Source organism: Actinomadura bangladeshensis, from assembly GCF_004348335.1.
GTDB lineage: Bacteria > Actinomycetota > Actinomycetes > Streptosporangiales > Streptosporangiaceae > Spirillospora > Spirillospora bangladeshensis.
In genome coordinates this window covers 1-20669 of record NZ_SMJW01000098.1, presented here as the reverse complement: position 1 = coordinate 20669, position 20669 = coordinate 1, and the positions used below count along the sequence as shown (strand labels likewise).

Annotated in this window: 16 protein-coding genes; 8 read left to right on the top strand and 8 right to left on the bottom strand. The window is 73.3% G+C overall.

Annotated features, from left to right (window positions below):
* Window positions 1–12: 12 nt before the first annotated feature.
* The 6 genes from rhaI to E1284_RS19990 are packed head-to-tail and all read right to left on the bottom strand — an operon-like array spanning window position 13 to window position 6342.
* Window positions 13–1227, bottom strand: a complete 1215-nt coding sequence (rhaI, locus tag E1284_RS20015) for an L-rhamnose isomerase (protein ID WP_131941089.1) — start codon at window positions 1225–1227, stop codon at window positions 13–15.
* 10 nt (window positions 1228–1237) lie between these two features.
* Entirely contained in the window at window positions 1238–1555 is a 318-nt protein-coding gene (locus tag E1284_RS20010) for an L-rhamnose mutarotase (protein ID WP_131941101.1), read from the bottom strand.
* 19 nt (window positions 1556–1574) lie between these two features.
* Window positions 1575–2660 (bottom strand): rhamnose ABC transporter substrate-binding protein, encoded by a 1086-nt coding sequence (rhaS, locus tag E1284_RS20005; protein ID WP_131941087.1) that lies wholly within the window; start codon window positions 2658–2660, stop codon window positions 1575–1577.
* A 55-nt stretch (window positions 2661–2715) separates the two neighbouring features.
* On the bottom strand, window positions 2716–3714 hold the full coding sequence (locus E1284_RS20000) for an ABC transporter permease (protein WP_131941086.1): 999 nt from the start codon (window positions 3712–3714) through the stop codon (window positions 2716–2718).
* Window positions 3711–4799, bottom strand: coding sequence for an ABC transporter permease (locus E1284_RS19995; protein WP_131941084.1), 1089 nt, complete (start codon window positions 4797–4799; stop codon window positions 3711–3713). Before E1284_RS19995 ends, E1284_RS20000 begins: the two co-directional genes overlap by 4 nt.
* A gap of 4 nt (window positions 4800–4803) precedes the next feature.
* On the bottom strand, window positions 4804–6342 hold the full coding sequence (locus E1284_RS19990; protein WP_131941082.1) for a sugar ABC transporter ATP-binding protein: 1539 nt from the start codon (window positions 6340–6342) through the stop codon (window positions 4804–4806).
* A gap of 304 nt (window positions 6343–6646) precedes the next feature.
* On the opposite strand from E1284_RS19990, the gene E1284_RS19985 reads away from it, so the two are divergent.
* The 8 genes from E1284_RS19985 to E1284_RS19950 all read left to right on the top strand — a co-directional run bounded on the left by E1284_RS19985 (window position 6647) and on the right by E1284_RS19950 (window position 18829).
* Complete coding sequence (locus E1284_RS19985) at window positions 6647–7708, top strand: LacI family DNA-binding transcriptional regulator (RefSeq protein WP_243714606.1); 1062 nt, start codon at window positions 6647–6649, stop codon at window positions 7706–7708.
* Window positions 7705–8418: a (Fe-S)-binding protein gene (locus tag E1284_RS19980; RefSeq protein ID WP_131941080.1), complete on the top strand. Its 714-nt coding sequence runs from the start codon at window positions 7705–7707 to the stop codon at window positions 8416–8418. The genes E1284_RS19985 and E1284_RS19980 overlap by 4 nt, the downstream gene beginning before the upstream one ends.
* Window positions 8415–9887: a LutB/LldF family L-lactate oxidation iron-sulfur protein gene (locus E1284_RS19975; protein ID WP_131941078.1), complete on the top strand. Its 1473-nt coding sequence runs from the start codon at window positions 8415–8417 to the stop codon at window positions 9885–9887. The genes E1284_RS19980 and E1284_RS19975 overlap by 4 nt, the downstream gene beginning before the upstream one ends.
* Window positions 9884–10504: a LutC/YkgG family protein gene (locus E1284_RS19970; protein WP_131941076.1), complete on the top strand. Its 621-nt coding sequence runs from the start codon at window positions 9884–9886 to the stop codon at window positions 10502–10504. Before E1284_RS19975 ends, E1284_RS19970 begins: the two co-directional genes overlap by 4 nt.
* Window positions 10501–11934 (top strand): rhamnulokinase, encoded by a 1434-nt coding sequence (locus E1284_RS19965; RefSeq protein ID WP_131941074.1) that lies wholly within the window; start codon window positions 10501–10503, stop codon window positions 11932–11934. Before E1284_RS19970 ends, E1284_RS19965 begins: the two co-directional genes overlap by 4 nt.
* Window positions 11935–12183: 249 nt before the next feature.
* Complete coding sequence (locus tag E1284_RS19960; protein WP_131941072.1) at window positions 12184–15117, top strand: helix-turn-helix transcriptional regulator; 2934 nt, start codon at window positions 12184–12186, stop codon at window positions 15115–15117.
* 134 nt (window positions 15118–15251) lie between these two features.
* On the top strand, window positions 15252–16355 hold the full coding sequence (locus tag E1284_RS19955; protein ID WP_131941070.1) for an alpha/beta fold hydrolase: 1104 nt from the start codon (window positions 15252–15254) through the stop codon (window positions 16353–16355).
* 5 nt (window positions 16356–16360) lie between these two features.
* Window positions 16361–18829, top strand: coding sequence for a GMC oxidoreductase (locus tag E1284_RS19950; protein ID WP_207923851.1), 2469 nt, complete (start codon window positions 16361–16363; stop codon window positions 18827–18829).
* Between the two features lie 177 nt (window positions 18830–19006).
* On the opposite strand, the gene E1284_RS19945 is transcribed toward E1284_RS19950, so the two are convergent.
* Entirely contained in the window at window positions 19007–19456 is a 450-nt protein-coding gene (locus E1284_RS19945) for an SRPBCC family protein (protein ID WP_131941068.1), read from the bottom strand.
* Window positions 19457–19633: 177 nt separating this feature from the next.
* Window positions 19634–20329 carry a hypothetical protein gene (locus E1284_RS19940; protein WP_243714605.1) on the bottom strand — a complete coding sequence of 232 codons (696 nt, stop codon included), beginning with the start codon at window positions 20327–20329 and terminating at the stop codon, window positions 19634–19636.
* Between the last annotated feature and the right edge of the window lie 340 nt (window positions 20330–20669).

Sequence of the window (20669 nt, the reverse complement as noted above, 5' to 3'; positions counted from 1 at the left end):
CTCCTTCACCTGTCAGGCGCCCCAGCCGGCGGCCTGGCCGTCCTTGCGCTCGTCGACGATCCGCTCGTGGTAGCCGGACGCCTTGTAGGCCGCGACCGGGTCGGGGTGCAGGCCCATCTCCTCGCGCAGCTCGGCGAGCAGCGGGCGGACGTCGGTGTTGTAGGCGTCCATGAACACCGCGTTCGCTTCGAGGACGTCGCCGGCCTCCTGCGCGGCGCGCAGCGCGCCCGCGTCCACCAGCAGCGCCTTCGCGGTGGCCTCCTGCACGTTCATCACCGAGCGGATCTGGCCCTGGATCTTCGGCTCGATGTTGTGGCACTGGTCGAGCATGAAGGCCACGCCCGTCCCCCCACGCTCTTGCCGGGGGGTGTGGGGGGTCGCCCCCCCACCGGTGTACGCGTCGTAGCCGCCGCCCCGCACCACCTCGTACATGATCCGGAACAGCTGGAACGGGTCGGCGGCGCCCACCATCAGGTCGTCGTCGGCGTAGAAGCGGGAGTTGAAGTCGAACCCGCCGAGCTTCCCCTCGCGCAGCAGGAACGCCACGATGAACTCGATGTTGGTGCCGGGCGCGTGGTGCCCGGTGTCCACCACGACCTGCGCCTTCGGGCCGAGCTTGAGGCAGTGCGCGTAGGAGGCGCCCCAGTCCGGCAGGTCGGTCATGTAGAACGCCGGCTCGAACAGCTTGTACTCCAGCAGGAACCGCTGGTCGTCGCCGAGCCGCGCGTAGACGGCGGCGAGGGCCTCGGCCATCCGGTCCTGGCGGGAGCGGATGTCGTCCTGCCCCGGGTAGTTGGTGCCGTCGGAGAACCACAGCTTCAGGTCGCGGGACCCGGTCTGGTCCATGATGTCGACCGCTTCGAGGAGGTGGTCGAGGGCCTTGCGGCGGACGGCGGGGTCGGGGTTGGTGACGCTGCCGAGCATGTAGTCGTCGTCCTGGAACACGTTGGTGTTCACCGCGCCGATCCGCACGCCCCGCTCCTCGGCGTGCGCGGCCAGCGCCGCGTAGTCGTCCACCTTGTCCCAGGGGATGTGGACGGCGACGCTGGGCGCGACGCCGGTGAACCGGTGCACCTGCGCGGCGTCGTCGATCTTCTCCTGGGGGGTGCGCGGCACGCCCTGCTGGGCGAAGACCTTGAACCGGGTCCCCGAGTTCCCGTACGCCCACGAGGGAGTCTCGATCTGCTGGCGGCGCAGGGCGTCCTTCACCGCGCTGGTGTCGTTCACGGGTTTCCTCTCAATCCAGGTGGAAGACTTCTTCGAGCGGCCGCATGCCCTCGTCGGGGCGGCCGCCCGAGTCCTCGAAGTACTGCGCCATCTCCGCCTGCCACCGGGCGTTGACCCCGGTGCGGGCCATCGCCTCCTGGGCGGCCTCGAAGTCGTCGGTCTCCAGGTAGCCGACGAGGAGGCCGTCCTCCCGCAGGAACAGCGAGTAGTTGTGCCAGCCGGAGTCGCGCAGCGCGGCGAGCATGTCGGGCCAGACCGCCTGGTGGCGCAGCTTGTACTCCTCCAGGCGGTCCTGCCTGACCTTCAGCAGGAAGCAGACGCGCTTCATGCGTTCCGTCATGAGCCGGTCAGAAGTGGTACTCGTCGATGTTCTCGGCGTCGAAGACCGTCGGCGGGCCGAGGATGACCTCGCCGTTGGCGCCGATCGTGCGCTCGCCGAGCTTGCCGGCCTTGAATTTCTCGCCCTCGGCGCCGGTGATCTGGCCGGACGACAGCGCCGCCGCCGCGTACGCGGCCAGGTAGCCGAGGTTCTTGGGGTCCCACAGCTCGAATTCCTTGACCGTGCCGTCCTTGACGAACTTGCGCATCTGGTCGGGGGTGCCGAGCCCGGTCAGCGCGACCTTGCCCTTGTACTTGGAGCCGGAGATGTAGCGGGCCGCGGCGGCGATGCCGACCGTGGTCGGCGAGATGATGCCCTTGAGGTTCGGGTACGCCTGCAGCAGGCCCTGGGTCTGCTGGAACGACTTCTGGTCGTCGTCGTCGCCGTAGGCGACCTTGACCAGCTTCATCTTCGCGTACTCGGGCTTCTTGAGCTCGTCCTGCATGAACTTGATCCAGGTGTTCTGGTTCGTGGCGTTCGCCGTCGCCGACAGGATCGCGATCTCGCCCTCGTGGCCGATCTGCTCGGCGAGCAGCTTGACCTCGCTGCGGCCGATCTCCTCGGAGCTGGCCTGGTTGATGAACAGGTCGCGGCACTCGGGGTTGGTGTCGGAGTCGTAGGCGACGATCTTGATGTTCTTGGACCTCGCCTGCTTGAGCGGGCCGCACACCGCGTTCTCGTCGTTCGCGGCGATCAGGATCGCGTCGTGCCGCTGCTGGACGAGCGTGTTGATGTAGGACACCTGGGAGGACGCGGACGCGTCGGACGGGCCGACCTCCTTGGCCTCCCCGCCGAACTCCTTGGCCGCCTCGATGCCGGCCTTGTCGACGATCGTCTCGTAGGGGTTGTTGACCTGCTTGGGAAGGAACGCCAGCTTCAGGCCCTTCTTCAGCGGCGCGTTCGGGTCCGCCGTGGCGTTGCCGCCGGCCTTGGCCTCCCCGGAGCCCGACGAGGACTCCTTGGTGGTGCCGCCGCAGGCGGCCAGGCTGAGGGCCAGGACGCTCGCCGTGGCGACGGCCGCCAGCCGGCGCGGGGCGCGCAGACGAATGGTCATCACGATGCCTTTCAGGGTGGAGTGGGACGCGGCGGGGGGACGTGATTCATGCGGGTCAGGGGACGGCGGCGGGGGCCGCGGGTGACGCGCTCCGCCGCCTGCCCCGGGCCTCGCGGACCACGGCGATCAGCCGCGGCGTGAGGACGCTGATGATGAGCAGCAGCCCGGTGACGATCGACTGGACCTCGGTGGGGACGTCGTTGAGCATCAGCAGGTTGCGGAGCAGGCCGATGAGCAGCACGGCCGCGATGACGCCGCCGAGGGTGCCCTTGCCGCCGTCGAAGTCGATCCCGCCGAGCAGCACCGCCGCGATGACGGTGAGCTCCAGGCCGATCCCGTTGTCGGCGCGGGCGCTGCCGTAGCGGAGCGTGTAGACGATCCCGGCGAACCCGGCGACCAGGCCGGACACCACGAACAGGATCAGCTTGATGCGCTTGACCCGGATGCCGGCGAAGTAGGCGGCGTCCTCCTGCGCGCCGATCGCGAACAGCGACCGCCCGATGCCGGTGGCGTGCAGGACGATCCCGGTGGCGACGGCGAGCACCGCGAACAGGGCGATCGGGTACGGGATCGGGGTGCCCGGGATGGACGAGGTCGCCAGGTCGGTGTACTGGGCGGGGAACTCGGAGATGGCGCCGGTGCCGAGCGTCACGTAGGCGAGGCCCCGGTAGAGCGTCATCGTGCCGATCGTCACGGCGAGGGACGGCAGCCCGAGCCGGGTCACGAGCAGCCCGTTGACGAGGCCGCAGACGAGCCCGACGGCGAGCACGATCGGGATGATCGTCTCGATGGCCATGCCGCCGTCCCACATGGTGCCGGTCAGCGCGCTGCACAGGCCGAGGATCGAGGCCACCGACAGGTCGACCTGCCCGCAGACCACCAGCAGCGTCATCGGCAGCGCGATCAGCGCGATCTCCGACAGGTCGTCCAGCGCGAACGACAGGTTGTCGTTGTTGGCGAAGTCGGGCGAGAACCCGGCGCCGCTCGCGAACACCACGACCAGCAGGGCGGTGACGGCGGTCTCCCACCGCAGCAGCCCTCCGAGGCGGCTCATGACCGTCCCTCCTTGTTCTGCGGAGCGGCGTCTCGGTGCGCGGCCGACTCCAGCGACCGCTGTTTCAGCGTCCGGGTGACGCGCAGGGCCAGCAGCCGGTCGACGCTGATGGCCAGCAGCAGCAGCACACCGGTGATCGCGTCCTGCCAGAACGAGTTGACCTTGAGCACCACCAGCACGCTGCCGATGGTGGTGAGCAGCAGGGCGCCGAGCGCCGCCCCGTACACCGTGCCGACGCCGCCGGTGATGGCGACGCCGCCGACGACGACGGCGGCGACGACCTTCAGCTCCCAGCCGTTGGCGGCGTCGGCGACGACGGTGCCGAACCGGGCGAGCCACAGCACCCCGGCGAGCCCGGCGAGCGCGCCGCTGATGAGGTAGGCGGTGAGGACGCGGCGGCGGATCGGCACGCCGGCCAGCCGCGCGGCCTCCGGGCTGGACCCGATGGCGTAGAACTCGCGGCCGGAGGAGTAGGAGCGCAGGTAGTACCCGGCCGCCAGCATCACCACGACGGTGATGATGGGCAGGTAGGGGATGCCGAGGATGCCGTCGTTGCCGAGCTTCAGCACCGAGGGCGGCAGGTCGGCCGCGCCGATCTGCTCGCCGTGCGCGATGCGGTAGTCGAGCCCCTGGATCACGTACAGGGTGCCGAGGGTGACGACGAGGGAGGGGACCCGCAGGAAGCTGACGAGCAGCCCGTTGACCAGCCCGCAGACGAGCCCGATCGCGACGCCGAACACCAGCACCAGGGCGACGTGGTGGTCGCCGCCGGCGGCGAACTTGCCGGCGCTGAACGCGACGAGCCCGACGACGGACCCGACCGACAGGTCGATGTTGCGGGTGACGACGACCAGCGCCTGCCCCACGGCCAGCAGCACCAGGATGGAGGCGTTGAGGAAGATGTCCTCGACGCCCTGCCCGGACAGGAACCGCGGGTTGGCGATCGTCGTGGCGACGACGAGGACGACGAGCCCGCCGAGGATGCTCATCTCGCGGGCGCGCAGCACCAGCTCGACCAGGCGGCGGCCGCCGCCGGCGGGGCCGCCCGCGCCCGGCCCGGCCGGGCTTTCGGTGAGTACGGTCATCTGCTCAGGCCGCCTTCCCGGTCCCGGCGCGGCCGGTCGCGGCGGCCATCACGTTCTCCTCGGTCGCGTCCGCGCGGGCGATCTCGGCGGTGAGCCGCCCCTCGTGCATGACGAGGATCCGGTCGGCCATGCCGAGCACCTCCGGCAGGTCGGACGAGATCATCAGGACCGCGAGGTCCTGCGCGGCCAGCTCCGACAGCAGCCGGTGCACCTCGGCCTTGGTGCCGACGTCGATGCCGCGGGTCGGCTCGTCCACGATGAGCACGCCCGGCTCGGTGGCCAGCCACTTGGCGAGCACGACCTTCTGCTGGTTGCCGCCGGACAGGACGCCCACGGCGTCGCTGAGGCGGGAGTACTTGAGCCGGAGCCGCAGCCCCCAGTCGGCGGCGCGGTCCCGCTCGACCCGCCGGGAGATGAGCCCGCCGCGGCCGGTCGCGCGGCGCAGCGACTTCAGCTGGGTGAGGCCCATGTTCCGCTCGATGGACATGTCCATGACGAGGCCCTGCTGGCGGCGGTCCTCGGGGACGAGCGCGAGCCCGGCCGCCATCGCGGCGGTGGGGCTGCCGGCCGGCAGCGCCCGGCCCTCGACCTCGACGGACCCGGCGTCCCAGCGGTCCACCCCGAAGATCGCGCGGGCGACCTCGCTGCGGCCCGCGCCGACCAGCCCGGCCAGCGCGACGATCTCGCCGCGGCGGACCTCGAAGGAGACGTCGGTGAAGGCGCCCTCGCGGGTGAGCCGGCGGACCGTCAGCGCGACCTCGCCGGGCGTCACGTCCTGCTTGGGGTAGAGCGCGTCGAGGTCCCGGCCGACCATCCGGCGGACCAGGTCGTCGGGGGTGAGGTCGGCGACCTCGTCGGTGCCGACGTAGGAGCCGTCGCGCAGCGTGGTGACGCGCTGGCAGAGCTCGAAGATCTCCTCCAGCCGGTGCGAGATGAACAGCACCGCGCAGCCCTGCTCGCGCAGGGTGCGGGTCACCGCGAACAGCCGGGCGACCTCCTGGCCGGTGAGCGCGGCGGTGGGCTCGTCCATGATGAGCACCCGCGCGTCCCGGGAGATGGCCTTGGCGATCTCGACGACCTGCTGGTCGGCGATGGACAGGCCGCGGGCGGGCTGCTGCGGGTCCAGCGCGACGCCGAGCCGCTCGAACAGCTCGGCGGTCTCGGCGTGCATGGCGCGGCGGTCGATCCGGCCGAGCGCGGCGCGCGGCTGGCGGCCCATGAAGATGTTCTCGGCGACCGACAGGTCGGGGAACAGCGTGGGCTCCTGGTAGATGACGGCGACGCCCGCGGCCTGCGCGTCGGCGGGGCCGTGGAAGGTCACCGGCTCGCCGTCCACCCGCACCTCGCCCGCGTCGGGGCGGTGCACCCCTGCGAACGTTTTTACGACCGTCGACTTGCCCGCGCCGTTCTCGCCGGCGAGCGCGTGCACCTCGCCGGCGCGCAGCTCCAGCGTGACGCCCTGGAGGGCGCGCACTGCGCCGAACGACTTGCTCACGTTGGCCAGCGCCAATGTCGGCGGTGACGACCGGCCGGGTGCGCTCATGTCGGCCCTCCTCGCGGGGGAACGTCGGTTTCCGGGGGATGAAAAACGTTTTAACGTGATGTTGCGGAGGACGCTAGATGTGAGCCGGGACACCCGTCAAGAGGCAACCTCCCCGCCGACCCACCGGGAAGCTGCGAAAACCCCGATGGTGCAAGGGACCGGGAGTTTTTCACGTCGCCTCCGGCCGGGACCGGCCGGCGAGGTCCGCCGGACCGGTGCGGCCGGGCCGGGGGGTTGACACGTTTTAATGACATGACCCAAAGTGAGCGGCGACACAGGCGGCGACGGACCGGGGGCACACGGATTGAGCACTGACGGCACCGGACGTCCCGAGCCGCTGAGCAGGACGGTCGGCATCAAGCAGGTCGCGGCGCACGCCGGCGTCTCCCCCGGCACCGTGTCCAACGTGCTCAACCGGCCCGAGCGGGTGGCGGAGGCGACCCGCGTCCGCGTCGAGAAGGCCATCCGCGAGCTGGGGTTCGTCCGCAACGGGTCGGCGTCCACGCTGCGCGCCGGGCACAGCAGCACGATCGGGCTGATGGTCCTGGACCTCGCCAACCCGTTCTTCACCGACGTGGCCCGCGGCGTGGAGGACATCGCCAGCGAGCGCGGCTACGCGGTCATCCTGTCCTCGTCGGGCGAGTCGGACGAGCGGGAGCGGCGCAACATGCGCGTGTTCGCCGAGCAGCGGGTCCGCGGCGTGCTGCTGACCCCGGTCGGCGACGACAGCGACGCCTGCGACCGGCTGCGCGAGCGCGGCGTGCCGGTGGTGCTGCTCGACCATCCGACGCCGCGTGCCAGCCAGTGCTCGGTCGCCGTCGACGACGTCGCGGGCGGCGAGCTCGCGGCCGGCGAGCTGCTGGACGGCGGGGCCCGCACGCTGGCGTTCGTCACCGGGCCGATGGTGCTGCGGCAGTGCGCCGACCGCCGCAAGGGCGCGCTGCGGGCGCTGCGCGCGGCCGGGCTCGGCCGCGAGGCGCTGCGCGAGGTCGCGGTCGGCGCGATGAACGCCCGGTCGGGGCAGGAGGCGGCGCGGCGGCTGCTGGAGGCCGGCCCGCCGCTGCCGGACGCGATCTTCTGCGCGAACGACCTGCTCGCGCTCGGCGTGCTGCGCGTGCTGCTGCAGGCCGGGATCAAGGTGCCGACTGACGTGGCCCTGATCGGGTACGACGACATCGAGTTCTCCGCCGCCGCGGCCGTCCCCCTCAGCTCGGTGCGGCAGCCCACCTACCAGCTCGGCCGCATCGCGACCGAGCTGCTGCTGGAGGAGTGCGACACCGCGGGCGGGCACGCCCACCAGCAGGTCATGTTCCAGCCCGAGCTGGTCGTCCGCGAGTCCAGCCGCTCCTCAGGAGGCGCCCGATGAAGGTCGCGCTGTTCCTCACCTGCGTCAACGACACGATGTATCCGGGGACGGGCAAGGCGATGGTGCGGCTGCTGCGGCGCCTCGGCCACGACGTCGAGTTCCCCGAGTCACAGACCTGCTGCGGGCAGATGCACCTCAACACCGGGTACCGGCGGCAGGCGCTGCCCCTGGTGAAGGGGTTCGCGGAGACGTTCGAGCCCTACGACGCGATCGTGGCGCCGTCGGCGTCGTGCGCGGCGATGATCCGGGACTGGCATCCCAAGCTGGCGCCGCGCACCGCCGGGGTCGCCTCCCGCGTCCACGAGCTGTCGGAGTTCCTGGTGGACGTCCTCGGCGTCACCAACGTCGGCGCCCACTTCCCGCACCGCGTCACCTACCACCCGACCTGCCACTCGCTGCGGATGCTGCACGTCGGCGACCGCCCGCTGCGGCTGCTGCGCGACGTCGCCGGCATCGACCTGGTCGACCTGCCGGACGCGGCCGAGTGCTGCGGGTTCGGCGGGACGTTCGCGCTGAAGAACGCCGAGGTGTCGGCGGCGATGTGCGCCGACAAGGTCACCGCCGTCCGCGAGACGCGGGCCGAGGTGCTGTGCGCGGCCGACAACTCGTGCCTGATGCACATCGGCGGCGCGCTGTCCCGCACCCGCGCGGGAGTGAGAACGCTCCATCTGGCCGAGATCCTCGCGTCGACCGAGGAGGACCCGTCATGACCCCGCCCGTTTCTCCCGCCTCGTCCGCCATGCCGACCTATGTCGGGATGCCGTCGTTCCCGGACGCGGCGCGGGAGGCCGTGGCCGACGCGCGGCTGCGCGGCAACCTCGCGCACGCGACCACCACGATCCGCGACAAGCGCGCCGCCGCGGTCGCCGAGCTGGCCGACTGGCCGGCGCTGCGCGAGGCGGGCAAGCAGATCAAGGACCACGTCCTGGCGAACCTCGGCCACTACCTGCGGCTGCTGGAGGAGAAGGTCACCGAGGCCGGCGGGACGGTGCACTGGGCGCGGGACGCCGCCGAGGCCAACCGGATCGTCGCCGACCTCGTGAAGGCGACCGGCGAGACCGAGGTCGTCAAGGTCAAGTCGATGGCCACGCAGGAGATCGGCCTCAACGAGTTCCTCGCCGAGGAGGGCGTCACCGCCTACGAGACCGACCTCGCCGAGCTGATCGTGCAGCTCGGCGACGACCGGCCGTCGCACATCCTCGTCCCGGCCATCCACCGCAACCGGTCCGACATCCGCGACATCTTCCTGCGCGCGATGGAGGACGCCCCGGCGGACCTGACCGACTCCCCCGCCGCGCTGGCCGAGGCGGCGCGGCGGCACCTGCGCGCCAAGTTCCTGTCGGCGAAGGTCGGGGTGTCGGGCGTGAACTTCGCGGTCGCCGACACCGGCACGCTCGTCGTCCTGGAGTCGGAGGGCAACGGGCGGATGTGCCTGACGCTCCCCGAGACGCTGATCTCGGTGATGGGCGTGGAGAAGATCGTGCCGACCTGGCGGGACCTGGAGGTGTTCCTGCAGCTGCTGCCCCGCTCGTCCACCGCCGAGCGGATGAACCCCTACACCTCCGCCTGGACGGGCGTCTCCCCCGGCGACGGCCCGCGCGACTTCCACCTCGTCCTGCTGGACAACGGCCGCACGGACACCCTCGCCGACGAGGTCGGCCGGCAGGCGCTGCGCTGCATCCGCTGCTCGGCGTGCCTGAACGTGTGCCCGGTCTACCGGCGCGCGGGCGGCCACGCCTACGGGTCGCCGTATCCGGGGCCGATCGGCGCGATCCTGTCGCCGCAGATCCGGGGCATCGGGTCGGACGTGGACGCGTCCCTCCCCTACGCCTCGTCGCTGTGCGGGGCGTGCTTCGAGGCGTGCCCGGTCGCGATCGACATCCCCGAGGTGCTCGTCCATCTGCGGGCGCGCGCGGTGGAGAAGGGCCCGCGGCACCCCCTCGAACGGGTCGCGATGGCGGCGGCCGGATGGACGCTGCGCTCCCCCACCCGGCTCGCGCTCGCGCAGCGCGGCGCGTCCGCGAGCCGCCGGATCGTCGCGCGCGGCGGCCGGATCCGGCGGCTGCCGGGCCCGCTGAGCGCCTGGACCGAGACGCGGGACGCGCCCGCCCCGCCGCCGGAGTCGTTCCGCGCCTGGTGGGCCCGCACCGACGGCGGCCGAAAGGAGGACGGCGAGTGAACGCCCGCGAGGAGATCCTGCGCCGCGTCGAGGGCATCGTGCCCACCCGCCCGGCCGCGGAGGTCGCGGCCTCCTACGCCCGGATCGACCGGTCCTACCTGCGCCGCCACCGCGAGGGCGGTGTGCTCGACCTGTTCGCCGAGCGGGTCGCCGACTACCGCGCGACGGTGCTGCGGGTGCCCGCGGCGGAGGTGGCCCCGGCGGTGGCGGAGCGGCTGTCGGCCCGTCCCGGGTCCTACGGCGTCCCGTCCGGTCTGCCTGCGGCGTGGACGTCGGCGACGGACGCGCCGCTCGTCGACGACTTCTCGGTGGCGTCCCTCGACCGGCTGGCGGGCGCGGTCACCGGCTGCGCCGCCGCGATCGCGGAGACCGGCACGATCATCCTGGACCACGGCGCGGCGCAGGGGCCGCGCGCTCTGTCGCTCGTGCCCGACTACCACCTGATCGTCGTGCTCGCCGAGCAGATCGCGCCGGACGTGCCGGAGGCGCTCGAACGGCTGGACCCGTCCCGCCCGCTGACGTTCGTGTCGGGGCCGTCGGCGACGAGCGACATCGAGCTGTCCCGGGTCGAGGGCGTGCACGGCCCCCGCACGCTGGAGGTCCTGGTCCTCCAATGAGCGAAGCGACGTTCGCCGCCGTCGACCTGGGGGCGTCCAGCGGCCGCGTGATGGCCGGCCGCGTCGGACCCGGCGTCCTCGAACTGGACGAGATCCGCCGGTTCCCGAACCGCCCCGTCCGCGTCAACGGCACCCTGCACTGGGACATCCTGGGCCTTTACGGCAACGTCCTGGACGGGCTGCACGCCGCGCCGTCCGGCCTGGCGTCGGTCGGCATCGACTCCTGGGCGGTCGACTACGGGCTGCTCGACGCCGGCGGCTCGCTGCTCGGCAACCCCGTCCACTACCGCGACTCCCGCACCGACGGCGTGATGGACCGCGTCCGCGCCGAGTTGGGCGACGACCTCCTGTACCGGGCGTCCGGGCTGCAGTTCCTGCCGTTCAACACGATCTACCAGCTGGTGGCGGACGACCTGTCCGGGGCGAGCACGCTGCTGCTCGTCCCCGACCTGCTGGCCTACTGGCTCACGGGCGAGATCGGCGCGGAGCGCACCAACGCGTCCACGACCGGCCTGCTGGACGTCCGCGACGGCACCTGGTCGCGGGACCTCCTCGACCGCCTGGACCTCCCCGCCGAGATCCTCCCGCCGCTCCACGACCCGGGGTCGGTGATCGGCGTGCTCCGCCCGGACGTCGCGGCCGAGACCGGCCACGCCGGGCTCCGCGTGACGGCCGTCGGCTCCCACGACACCGCGTCCGCCGTCGCCGCCGTGCCCGCCACCACCGACCGGTTCGCCTACATCTCGTGCGGGACCTGGTCGCTGGTGGGCGTCGAACTGGACGCGCCCGTGCTGACCGATGCCAGCCGCGAGGCCAACTTCACCAACGAGGGCGGAGTCGACGGGACGGTCCGCTACCTGCGCAACGTGATGGGCCTGTGGCTGCTCCAGGAGTGCCTGCGGGCCTGGGGGAACCCCGACCTTCCCGCCCTGCTCGCCGAGGCCGGGCGGGTCCCGGGCCTGCGCTCGCTGATCGACCCGGACGACCCGGAGTTCCTCCCGCCCGGCGACATGCCGTCCCGCATCGCCGCGCACTGCCGCCGCCGCGGGTTCCCCGCGCCGGCCGGCCGCGCCGCGACGGTCCGCTGCATCATGGACAGCCTCGCCCTGGCGCACCGGGTCACGCTGCGCCGGGCCGCCGCGCTGTCCGGCGTCGACATCGAGGTCGTGCACCTGGTGGGCGGCGGCAGCCGCAACGACCTGCTGTGCCGGCTGACCGCCGACGCCGCCGGCCTGCCCGTCGTGGCGGGCCCGGTCGAGGCGACCGCCCTCGGCAACGTGCTGGCCCAGGCCCGCGCGCACGGCGCCGTCTCCGGCCTGGCCGAGGCGCGCGCCCTGGTCGCCGCCACCCAGAACGTCCGGCGCCACACCCCCTCGGGCGAGGAGTCCCGGTGGCGGGAGGCCGCCCTCCGCCTCGGCCTGGAGACCTGAGCCGCACCCCGGATGTCACGGGCCCGCGACGGTTTACGCACCCGAGGTTGACATGGGACGCTTGAGGGCTGTTCATAGCTATGTACATACGGTCACGAGGTGGCCGCGGTGGGGGGCACGCCCAGGCGGGGGCGTGTTGCCCCGCCTTATTGACGTTCTACCCGATAAGGTGTTCCCGCAATTCTCCGGGACCACAACGAGAAGCATGATCACGGCGTATCGACCGCCTGTCGCTGTTGGGATGTGGACATGCAGGGTCGTGCGGCGCGCCGGGCCGGGGGCTCCGGCAACGCTCCGCTGGTCGGCCGACGGGACGCACTGCAGGAGATCGAGCGCGTCCTGGACGCGGCCGCGGGCGGCTACGGCTTCCTGGCGATGGTCGGCGAGCCCGGTGCCGGCAAGACGCGGCTGCTGAACGAGCTGGCCGACGGCGCGATCGCGCGCAAGCTGCCGTTCGCGGCCGGGCGCGCGGCCGAGTTCGAGCAGGAGATGCCGTTCGGCGCCGTGGTCGACGCGCTCGACGACCGGCTCGAAGAGCACACCCTGGGCCTGCCGGCGGGGGCGCGGCGGCTGCTCGGGACGGTGTTCCCCGCGCTGGCCGACCTGAGCGGCGAGCCGGCGGTCGCCTCCCCCGACTCGCACGTCGCGCGGTACCAGCTGCACCGGACCGTCCGGCACCTGCTGGAGGACCTGGCCGAGCCGTCCGGGCTGGTGCTGATCCTGGACGACCTGCACTGGGCCGACGACGCGACGATCGAACTCCTGGACCACCTGGTCCGGCATCCGCCGCGCGCACGAGTGCTCATCGCGGTCGCCTACCGGCCCGCGCAGGCGTCCCCGCGGCTGATGGCGCTGGTGGACGCGGCCGGCCCGCAGGGCGTGCGGGTCACGGTCGACCCGCTCACGCAGAGCGAGGTCCGCGAGTTCCTCGGCCCGGACATGAGCCACGCGCAGTGCGAGGCGCTGTTCAAGGCCAGCGGCGGCAACCCGTTCTACCTGGAGGCGCTGGCCAAGATGGCCGACGGCGCCGCGCCGGTGGCCGGAAACGGCCTCGACCGGCACTGGGAGAAGGGCGTCGCGAACCTGACCGAGGTGCCGCCGGCGGTGCGGGCGGCGCTGCAGGTCGAGCTGAGCGCCCTGCCGCCGCACGCGCTGCAGATGGCGCGGGGCGCCGCGGGGGCGGCGGACGTGTTCGAGCCCGAACTGGCGGCGGTGGCCGCGGAGATGGAGCTGGGCGAGGCGCTCGCCGCGCTGGACGTGCTGACCGCCCATGACGTGGTGCGCCCCGCCCCGGGCGGCCGGTTCCGGTTCCGCCACCCCCTCGTCCGGCACGTCGCCTACGCCTCGACGGCGGCGGGCTGGCGGATCGCCGCGCACGCCCGGGTCGCGGCGCGGCTCGCCGACCTCGGCGCCCCGGCGGCCGTGCGCGCCCACCACGTGGTGCGGTCGGCGCGGTTCGGCGACGCCGGGGCGATCCGGACGCTGGTGGAGGCCGCCCGCGTGGTCGCGCCGCAGGCGCCCGGCACCGCCGCGTACTGGCTGCGGGCCGCGCTCGACCTGATGCCCGACACCCCCGGCGGCGCCTACCCCGACCGCGTCGAGCTGCTGGTCGAGCTGACCTTCATGCAGGCCGTCAGCGGCCACGCCGAGGAGGGCCGCGAGACCGCCCGGACGCTGCTCGGGCTGCTGCCGGCCGGCGACATCGTCCGGCGGGCCCGGACCGTGCACATGTGCGCGATCATGGAGCGGCAGCTCGGCCGCATCCACGAGGCCCGCGCCCTGGTGCTGGACGAGCTGCGCCGCATCACCGACCGGCAGACCCCCGAGGCGGTGCTGCTGCGGATCCGGCTCGTCGCCGACCGCATCCAGAAGATCGACACGCGCGGGTCGCACGCGATCCTGGAGACGATCCCGGACACCGCGCCCGGCTGGAGCCCCGGGCTGACGGCGGCGGTCGCGGCGATGCGGCCGATGGTCGCCTACGGGCGCGGCGAGGTCGAGCAGGCGATCGCCTACGCGCAGACCGCCGACCGGCTGTTCTCGGCCGCGTCCGACACCGACTTCGCCGACTGCCTGGACTGCTTCGCCTGGCTGGTGTTCGCCGAGTGCTTCCTCGGCATGTACGACGAGGCGCTGCGGCACGCCGAGCGGCTGGTGGCGATCACCCGCACGACCGGGCAGACGTTCATCCTGGGCTACATGCTGGCCGGGCAGTCCCGCGTGCTCGCGCAGCTCGGGCGGCTGGCGGAGGCCGCCGCCGCCGCCGACGAGGCCACCGCCGTCGGCCGCGACCTGCGCTCGCAGGAGGTGCTGGCCTACGGCCTGATCCAGCAGTGCCTGACCGCGTCCTGGATGGGCGACCACGAGCGGGCGCTGCGGGCCGGGGACGAGGCCGTCGCCAACGACACCGGCTCGGGCGAGTGGTGGACGCACATGGCGCACGTCGCCCGCGCCCTCGCCGTCATCAACGAGGGCCGGCTGGAGGAGGGCGCCACCGCGCTGATCGCCGCGTGCGGCACCGGCGACCAGGGCCTGGACTTCGGCACCCTCGGCAGCTGCGCCGAGGCCCTCGCCTGCGTCCGGGCCGCGCAGCAGGACGCCGCCGACGCCGCGAACTGGGCCGACATCGCCGAGGCGATCGCGGGCCCGGCGCTGGCCGGCGACGTCGGCCTGGCGAAGCTGACCCGCGCGCACGCGCTGCGGGCCGGCGACCCGGCCGCGTCGGCCGCGCTCGCGGCGGAGGCGGCCGCCCTGCTCGCCAAGGCGGGCCGGCGTCCGGAGGCGGGCCGCGCCGAACTGGCCGCCGGGCTCGCGCACGCCGCCGCCGGCGACCGCACCGCGGCCCGCGAGCGGCTGCGCGCCGCCGCCGAGATCTTCGAGTCCTGCGGCATGAAGGGGCTGCACGCCCAGGTCGCCCGCGAGCAGCGGCGCCTCGGCGTGCGGGTCCCCACCGCCGGAACCTCCGCGGGAGGCGGCAAGGGCAGGCCCGACCTGCCGTACGGGCTGTCCCCGCGCGAGCACGAGATCGCGCTGCTGGTCGCCGAGGGCCTCGCCAACCAGCAGATCGCCGAGCGGCTCTACCTCAGCGTGCGGACGGTCGAGACCCACCTGTCCCGCGTCTTCGCCAAGATCGGCGTGTCCTCCCGGGTCGGCGTCGCGACCGCGATGAACCGTTCCAAGTAGTTCCGAGTCCTATCTCCCGTACGTCCCGTACGTACCGGGGCCCGGGCCGCGCACGTAAGTACGGGTTCTCCACGATGCCGCGCCGATATCCGCGTCCGGCAAGGTGGGAGCGTCAGAAAGCGGAGGAGACGGACATGGACGAGCAGCGGATCGCGCGCTTCACGCACGCGGGCGTCGCCGACGCCGAGGTGTCCGTGCATCCCTTCGCGACCGGCGACGGGCTCGGCCTGAACCTGACCCGGTTCCGCCGCGCCGCCGCCGACGCGGGCGGCGACGCCGTCCTGCTGGTGCACGGCCTGACGACGTCCAGCGACATGTACATCATGCCGGAGCACACGAACCTGGTGAACTTCCTGCACGACGCCGGCTTCGGCGACGTGTGGGCGGTCGACCTGCGGATCAGCGGCCGGTTCCCCTACAACGCCGAGATGGGGCGCCACAGCCTGGACGCGCTCGCGCTGTGGGACCACCCGGCGGCCGTCGCCGAGCTGCGGCGCCACATCGGCGACAAGCGCCTCCACGTGATCACGCACTGCGTGGGCTCGATCTCGTTCTCGATGGCGCTGTTCGCCGGCACCGTCACCGGCGTGACCAGCCTGGTCTGCAACAGCGTCTCGCTGACCCCGCGGACCCCCGCCTGGTCGAGGATCAAGCTCGGCTACGGGCCGGCGCTGATGGAGTACGTCGTCGGGCCCTGCCACCTCGACCCGCGGTTCGGCACCGCCCCGGTCATGACGCGCGGCTGGATGCTCGCCAAGGCGGTCGCGCCGTTCCACCGCGACTGCGCCGAACCGGCCTGCCACATGCTCAGCTTCATGTGGGGCGGCGGCAAACCGATCTACACGCACGAGAAGATGTCGCCGGTCACGCACGGCCGGCTGCCCGATCTGTTCGGGGCCTGCAACGTCGACTACTACCGGCACATCCACCGGATGGTGAAGGCCGGCCGCGCCGTGAAGTACGACCGGCGCGACCCGCGCTTCGCCGCCCTCCCCGACGACTACCTCGCGGACGCCGCCGCCGTCCCGACACCGATCCTGTTCCTCACCGGAGACCGCAACCACGTGTTCACCGACTCCAACATCGTCTGCCACCGCACGCTCGAGGAGGCCGCACCCGGCCGGCACGAGCTGGCGGTCCTGCCCGGTTACGGCCACCAGGACCCCTTCATGGGCCGGTACGCCGACACCGAGGTGTTCCCGCAGGTCGTCGACTTCCTCAAGCGGAAGGCGGGCTGATCGCGATGGAGCACGCGGACGTCGTCGTGGTCGGATCCGGGTTCGGGGGGTCCGTCGCCGCGTACCGGCTGGCGGAGGCCGGCGGGTCGGTCGTCCTGCTGGAGCGCGGGCGGCCGTATGCGCCCGGCGACTTCCCCCGCTCGCCCGCCGAGATGGGGCGGGCGTTCTGGGACCCGGACGAGGGCCTGTACGGGATGTTCGACGTGTGGAGCTTCAAGGGCTGCGACTCGGTCGTGTCGTCCGGGCTCGGCGGCGGGTCGCTGATCTACGCGAACGTGCTGCTGCGCAAGGACGAGCGCTGGTTCGTCAACGACCGCCCCGACGGCGGCCACGACCCGTGGCCGGTCACCCGCGCCGACCTCGACCCGCACTACGACGCGGTCGAGAAGATGCTCGGCGCGACCCCGTACCCGCTGGAGCAGGTCCCGTTCGACGACACCCCGAAGTCGCACGCGATGCAGGACGCGGCGGCCGAGCTCGGCCTGCACATCTCGCTGCCGCCGCTCGCGGTCAGCTTCGCCTCCCGCCCCGGCGGCACGCCCGGCCTGAGCCTGCCGATCGCCGACGCCGGCTACGGCAACATCCACGGCGCCGAGCGGCGCACGTGCAAGCTGTGCGGCGAGTGCGACATCGGCTGCAACGAGGGCGCCAAGAACAGCCTCGACCACACCTACCTGTCGGCGGCGGCGCACCACGGCGCCGACATCCGCACCTCCCACGAGGTGAAGGCGATCCGGCCCCGGCCGGGCGGCGGGTACGAGGTCGACTACGTCCACCACGCCGACCCGACGGTGAAGAAGGGCCGCCCGCCCGTCCGGACGATCACCTGCGACCGGCTGGTCCTCGGCGCCGGCACCTACGGCACGACGTTCCTGCTGCTGAAGTCGCGGGACGCCTTCCCGGGCCTGTCGCGGGCGCTCGGCACCCGGTTCAGCGGCAACGGCGACCTGCTGACGTTCCTGCTGCGCGCCAAGGACCGCAACCGGGTCCGGCCGCTGAACGCCAGCCGCGGGCCGGTGATCACCACCGCGATCCGGCTGCCGGACGAGCTGGACGGCGTGCCAGGCGCGGGCCGCGGCGCCTACATCCAGGACGGCGGCTACCCCGGCTTCACCGACTGGATCGTCGACAGCCTCGACCTCGGCAACGACTTCGAGCGCGCGGTGAAGTTCCTGTGGAACCGGTTCACCGAGTTCTTCAAGGACGCGCCGGACACGAACCTGTCCAAGGAGATCGCCGACCTGATCGGCGACGGCGCCCTCACGGTCAGCTCGCTGCCGCTGCTCGGCATGGGCCGCGACAGCGCCGACGGGCGGCTGCACCTGAAGGGCGGCCGGCTCGCCGCCGACTGGGACGCCGAGACCAGTGAGGCGCTGTTCAACCGCGTCCGCAAGACGATGCGGGGCATCGCGGACGTGCTCGGCGCCGACTACCACGACAACCCGATGTGGTTCCGCAAGCGCATCATCACCGTCCACCCGCTGGGCGGCGCCCCCATGGGGGGCCATCAGGGCGAGGGCGTCTGCGACGCCTTCGGCGAGGTGTTCGGGTTCCCGGGCCTCTACATCGCCGACGGGGCGGCGATGCCGGGGCCGGTGGGCCCGAACCCCTCGCTCACCATCGCCGCGCACGCCGACCGGTTGGCGACGCGGCTGCTGGAGGGCGCGTCCGCACGGGGGCGTGCGGCCGGGTCGGGCACCGCCCCGTCTGCCACGGGGGCCGAGCCGGCCGGGGGAGCCGGCTCGCTCGGCGGGGCGGCGAACGGCTCGGCGAGCGGTCCGGCCGCGGGGGCGCCGGGGGGCGCCTCCGCGCAGCGGACCGGCCCGGTTCCGGACGGCCGCGGCGGGGCACGGGGACCGTCCCCCGCGGCCGCCGGCCGGACGTCGCTGTCGTTCACCGAGGAGATGAAGGGGTTCGTCACCTACGGGGAGAGCGACGCGCGGATCGGCGAGCTGGCCGAGGGGCGCCGGCCGCTGTCGTTCCGGCTGACGATCACCGCGGACGACACCGACCGGTTCCTCGCCGACCCCGGCCACGAGGCCAAGGCCGAGGGGTGGATCGACGCCGGCGGGCACGGGGGCCGCTGCCCGGTCGAGCGGGGCACGTTCAACCTGTTCGTCGCGGACGGCGCGCAGGACCGGCGGCTGATGAGGTACCGGCTGTTCTACACCGACGGCGAGGACCGGCGGCGGACGCTGAGCGGGCACAAGAACGTCCTGCACGGGCCGCCGACGCGGATCTGGCCGGACACGTCCACGCTCTACGTGCGGCTGCTGGACGGCCACGTCGGCGAGGACGCGGAGGACGGCGCGGAGGTCGTCGCGGCGGGGGTGCTGCACATCCAGCTGACGGACTTCGCGCGGCAGCTCACGACGTTCCGCACGTCGGGCCCGGACGGGGCGGGCAAGCTGCTCGACTTCGGCCGGTTCTTCGCCGGGGAGCTGTGGGAGGTGTACGGCCCGGATCCCGTCTGACCCCGGGATCCGACAAGGGGGGCCAAGGTCGTGCAGGCCGAGGGAACTGCGGGGTGCTCTCGGCCTGCACCTTTTCGCCGGAGGCCGCGCGGGGGGTCGCGCGGTCTCCGGCCCGGTTCCCGGCGCGGAGCGCCGCCGGGTCGCCGGCGGACCGCAGGGAACCGGGTCCGTCCCCGCTCAGATGTCGCCGGCGCGGCGGGCGGGACAGCTGTCGGGGCAGTGCTCGACGTGCGCGGGGAGCCGGCGGACGAACGACTTCAGCATCAGGCCCAGCGCGAATCGCAGCAGCGGGCGGGTGCCGGGGACGAGCGGCTCGAACACCGCCTCCCAGCGGATGGCGGTGCCGCCGTCGCGGGCCTCCAGGTACACGTCGGAGCGGTAGCGGCGCACGGGCAGCCCCGACAGGGCGATGTAGCCGAAGTGCGAGTACGGCTCGTAGGCGACGGTCTGCTCGCTGGCGGGCCAGATCTTCTTGACCGTCCCGACGCCGTAGGCGGTGGTGTCGCCCTTGCGCGCCTGCCTGGCGGGCGTGGGGAACCTGCCCCATGCGCCCCACGCCTCCGGGACGGCCAAGTGCCGGAACACCTCTTCGGGTGCGGCGCTGGTGGTGGCGGTGGCCTGGATCATCACCGAACCGTAGCCACCCGCGCACCGCCCCCACAAGGCCGCCCGGCCTCCGCTCGCCGGCCTCAGCCGGCCTGCCCGTAGAGGCGCTCGACATGGAGGCGGACGACGACGCGGCCGTCGGCGACCATGGCGCGCCTTTTCCGCCCACAGCCATGCCGTCCCCCGTTCCCTTCCCGGCTACCGCGCCGCGGCGGCCGGGAGGGTCAGGACGCGGGCGTGCGGCGGCGGCCCGGCGGCCGGGCCGCCCCGCTCGCCGCCGGCGTCCGCCTCGCGGCGGGCCGTGCGGCGGGCGGCGCGGCCGGTGTGGATGTGGCCGCGGAACGCGGCGCCCTTCGCGACCGTCTTGACCGCCTGGAACTCGTGCGGCGGCAGCGCGCAGAACCCGGTCCGGACGACGTCCTCGAACAGCGAGTCCGAGACGACGTAGGCCAGGTCGCGGCCGGGGTCGTCGGTCAGCAGCCGGCGCAGCGGCATCGCGTCCAGCAGCCGCTGCACGACGATGGGCGCGTCGCCGGCGGGCCCGAACGGCCCGGCGGTGAGCGTGCCGTGGTGCAGCGCGAGCCGCACCCGCAGCCGGAACCGGCCCGGGTCCCGGTTGGTCTCGCGCAGCGCCTCGTCGAGCAGGACGACGAAGTCGCCGGCCACCGGCGCCGGGTCGACCCCCTCCGGCAGGGTGGCGAGCTCGCCGTCCCCGCCGACCTGCTTGGCCCAGCCGGCCCGGTCGAGGCCGACGCCGCGCGCCGCGCGGTCGAGCGCGTCCGACAGCTGCCGCTGCGCGAGCAGCTGCTCGCGCGTGTCGCGCTTGCTGTACCCCTGGATGTCCACCGCCAGCAGCAGGCGGTAGCTGAGCTGCGCTTCCCCGTTTCCTTCCACTGTGCCGATCCCGCCCCTCGGTCCTGTGTGGGCAAATGGGCCCGATGCCCGCATTCGCTCCAAGCGTGGAGTGAGCGTTGCCCCGGCGGAGGACTCCGTTAACGGAATCGTGTCGCGGTCTGTCACGCCCCTTGGACGCGACCCGGAGACCGTCCGCGCCGAGGGCAAGCAAAACATGGCGAACTAGTAAGGACTCAACTGGAAAATCCACCACGAACCGGTCCCGGTTGAACCGGGCGGCCGCGGCATCGCGTACTGCCTCCCAGCGTGACACCCGACACACGGTCACCGCGTCGCACCGCCCCGCACCGCCCCCGCACCCGCCCGGAGACCCCGATGG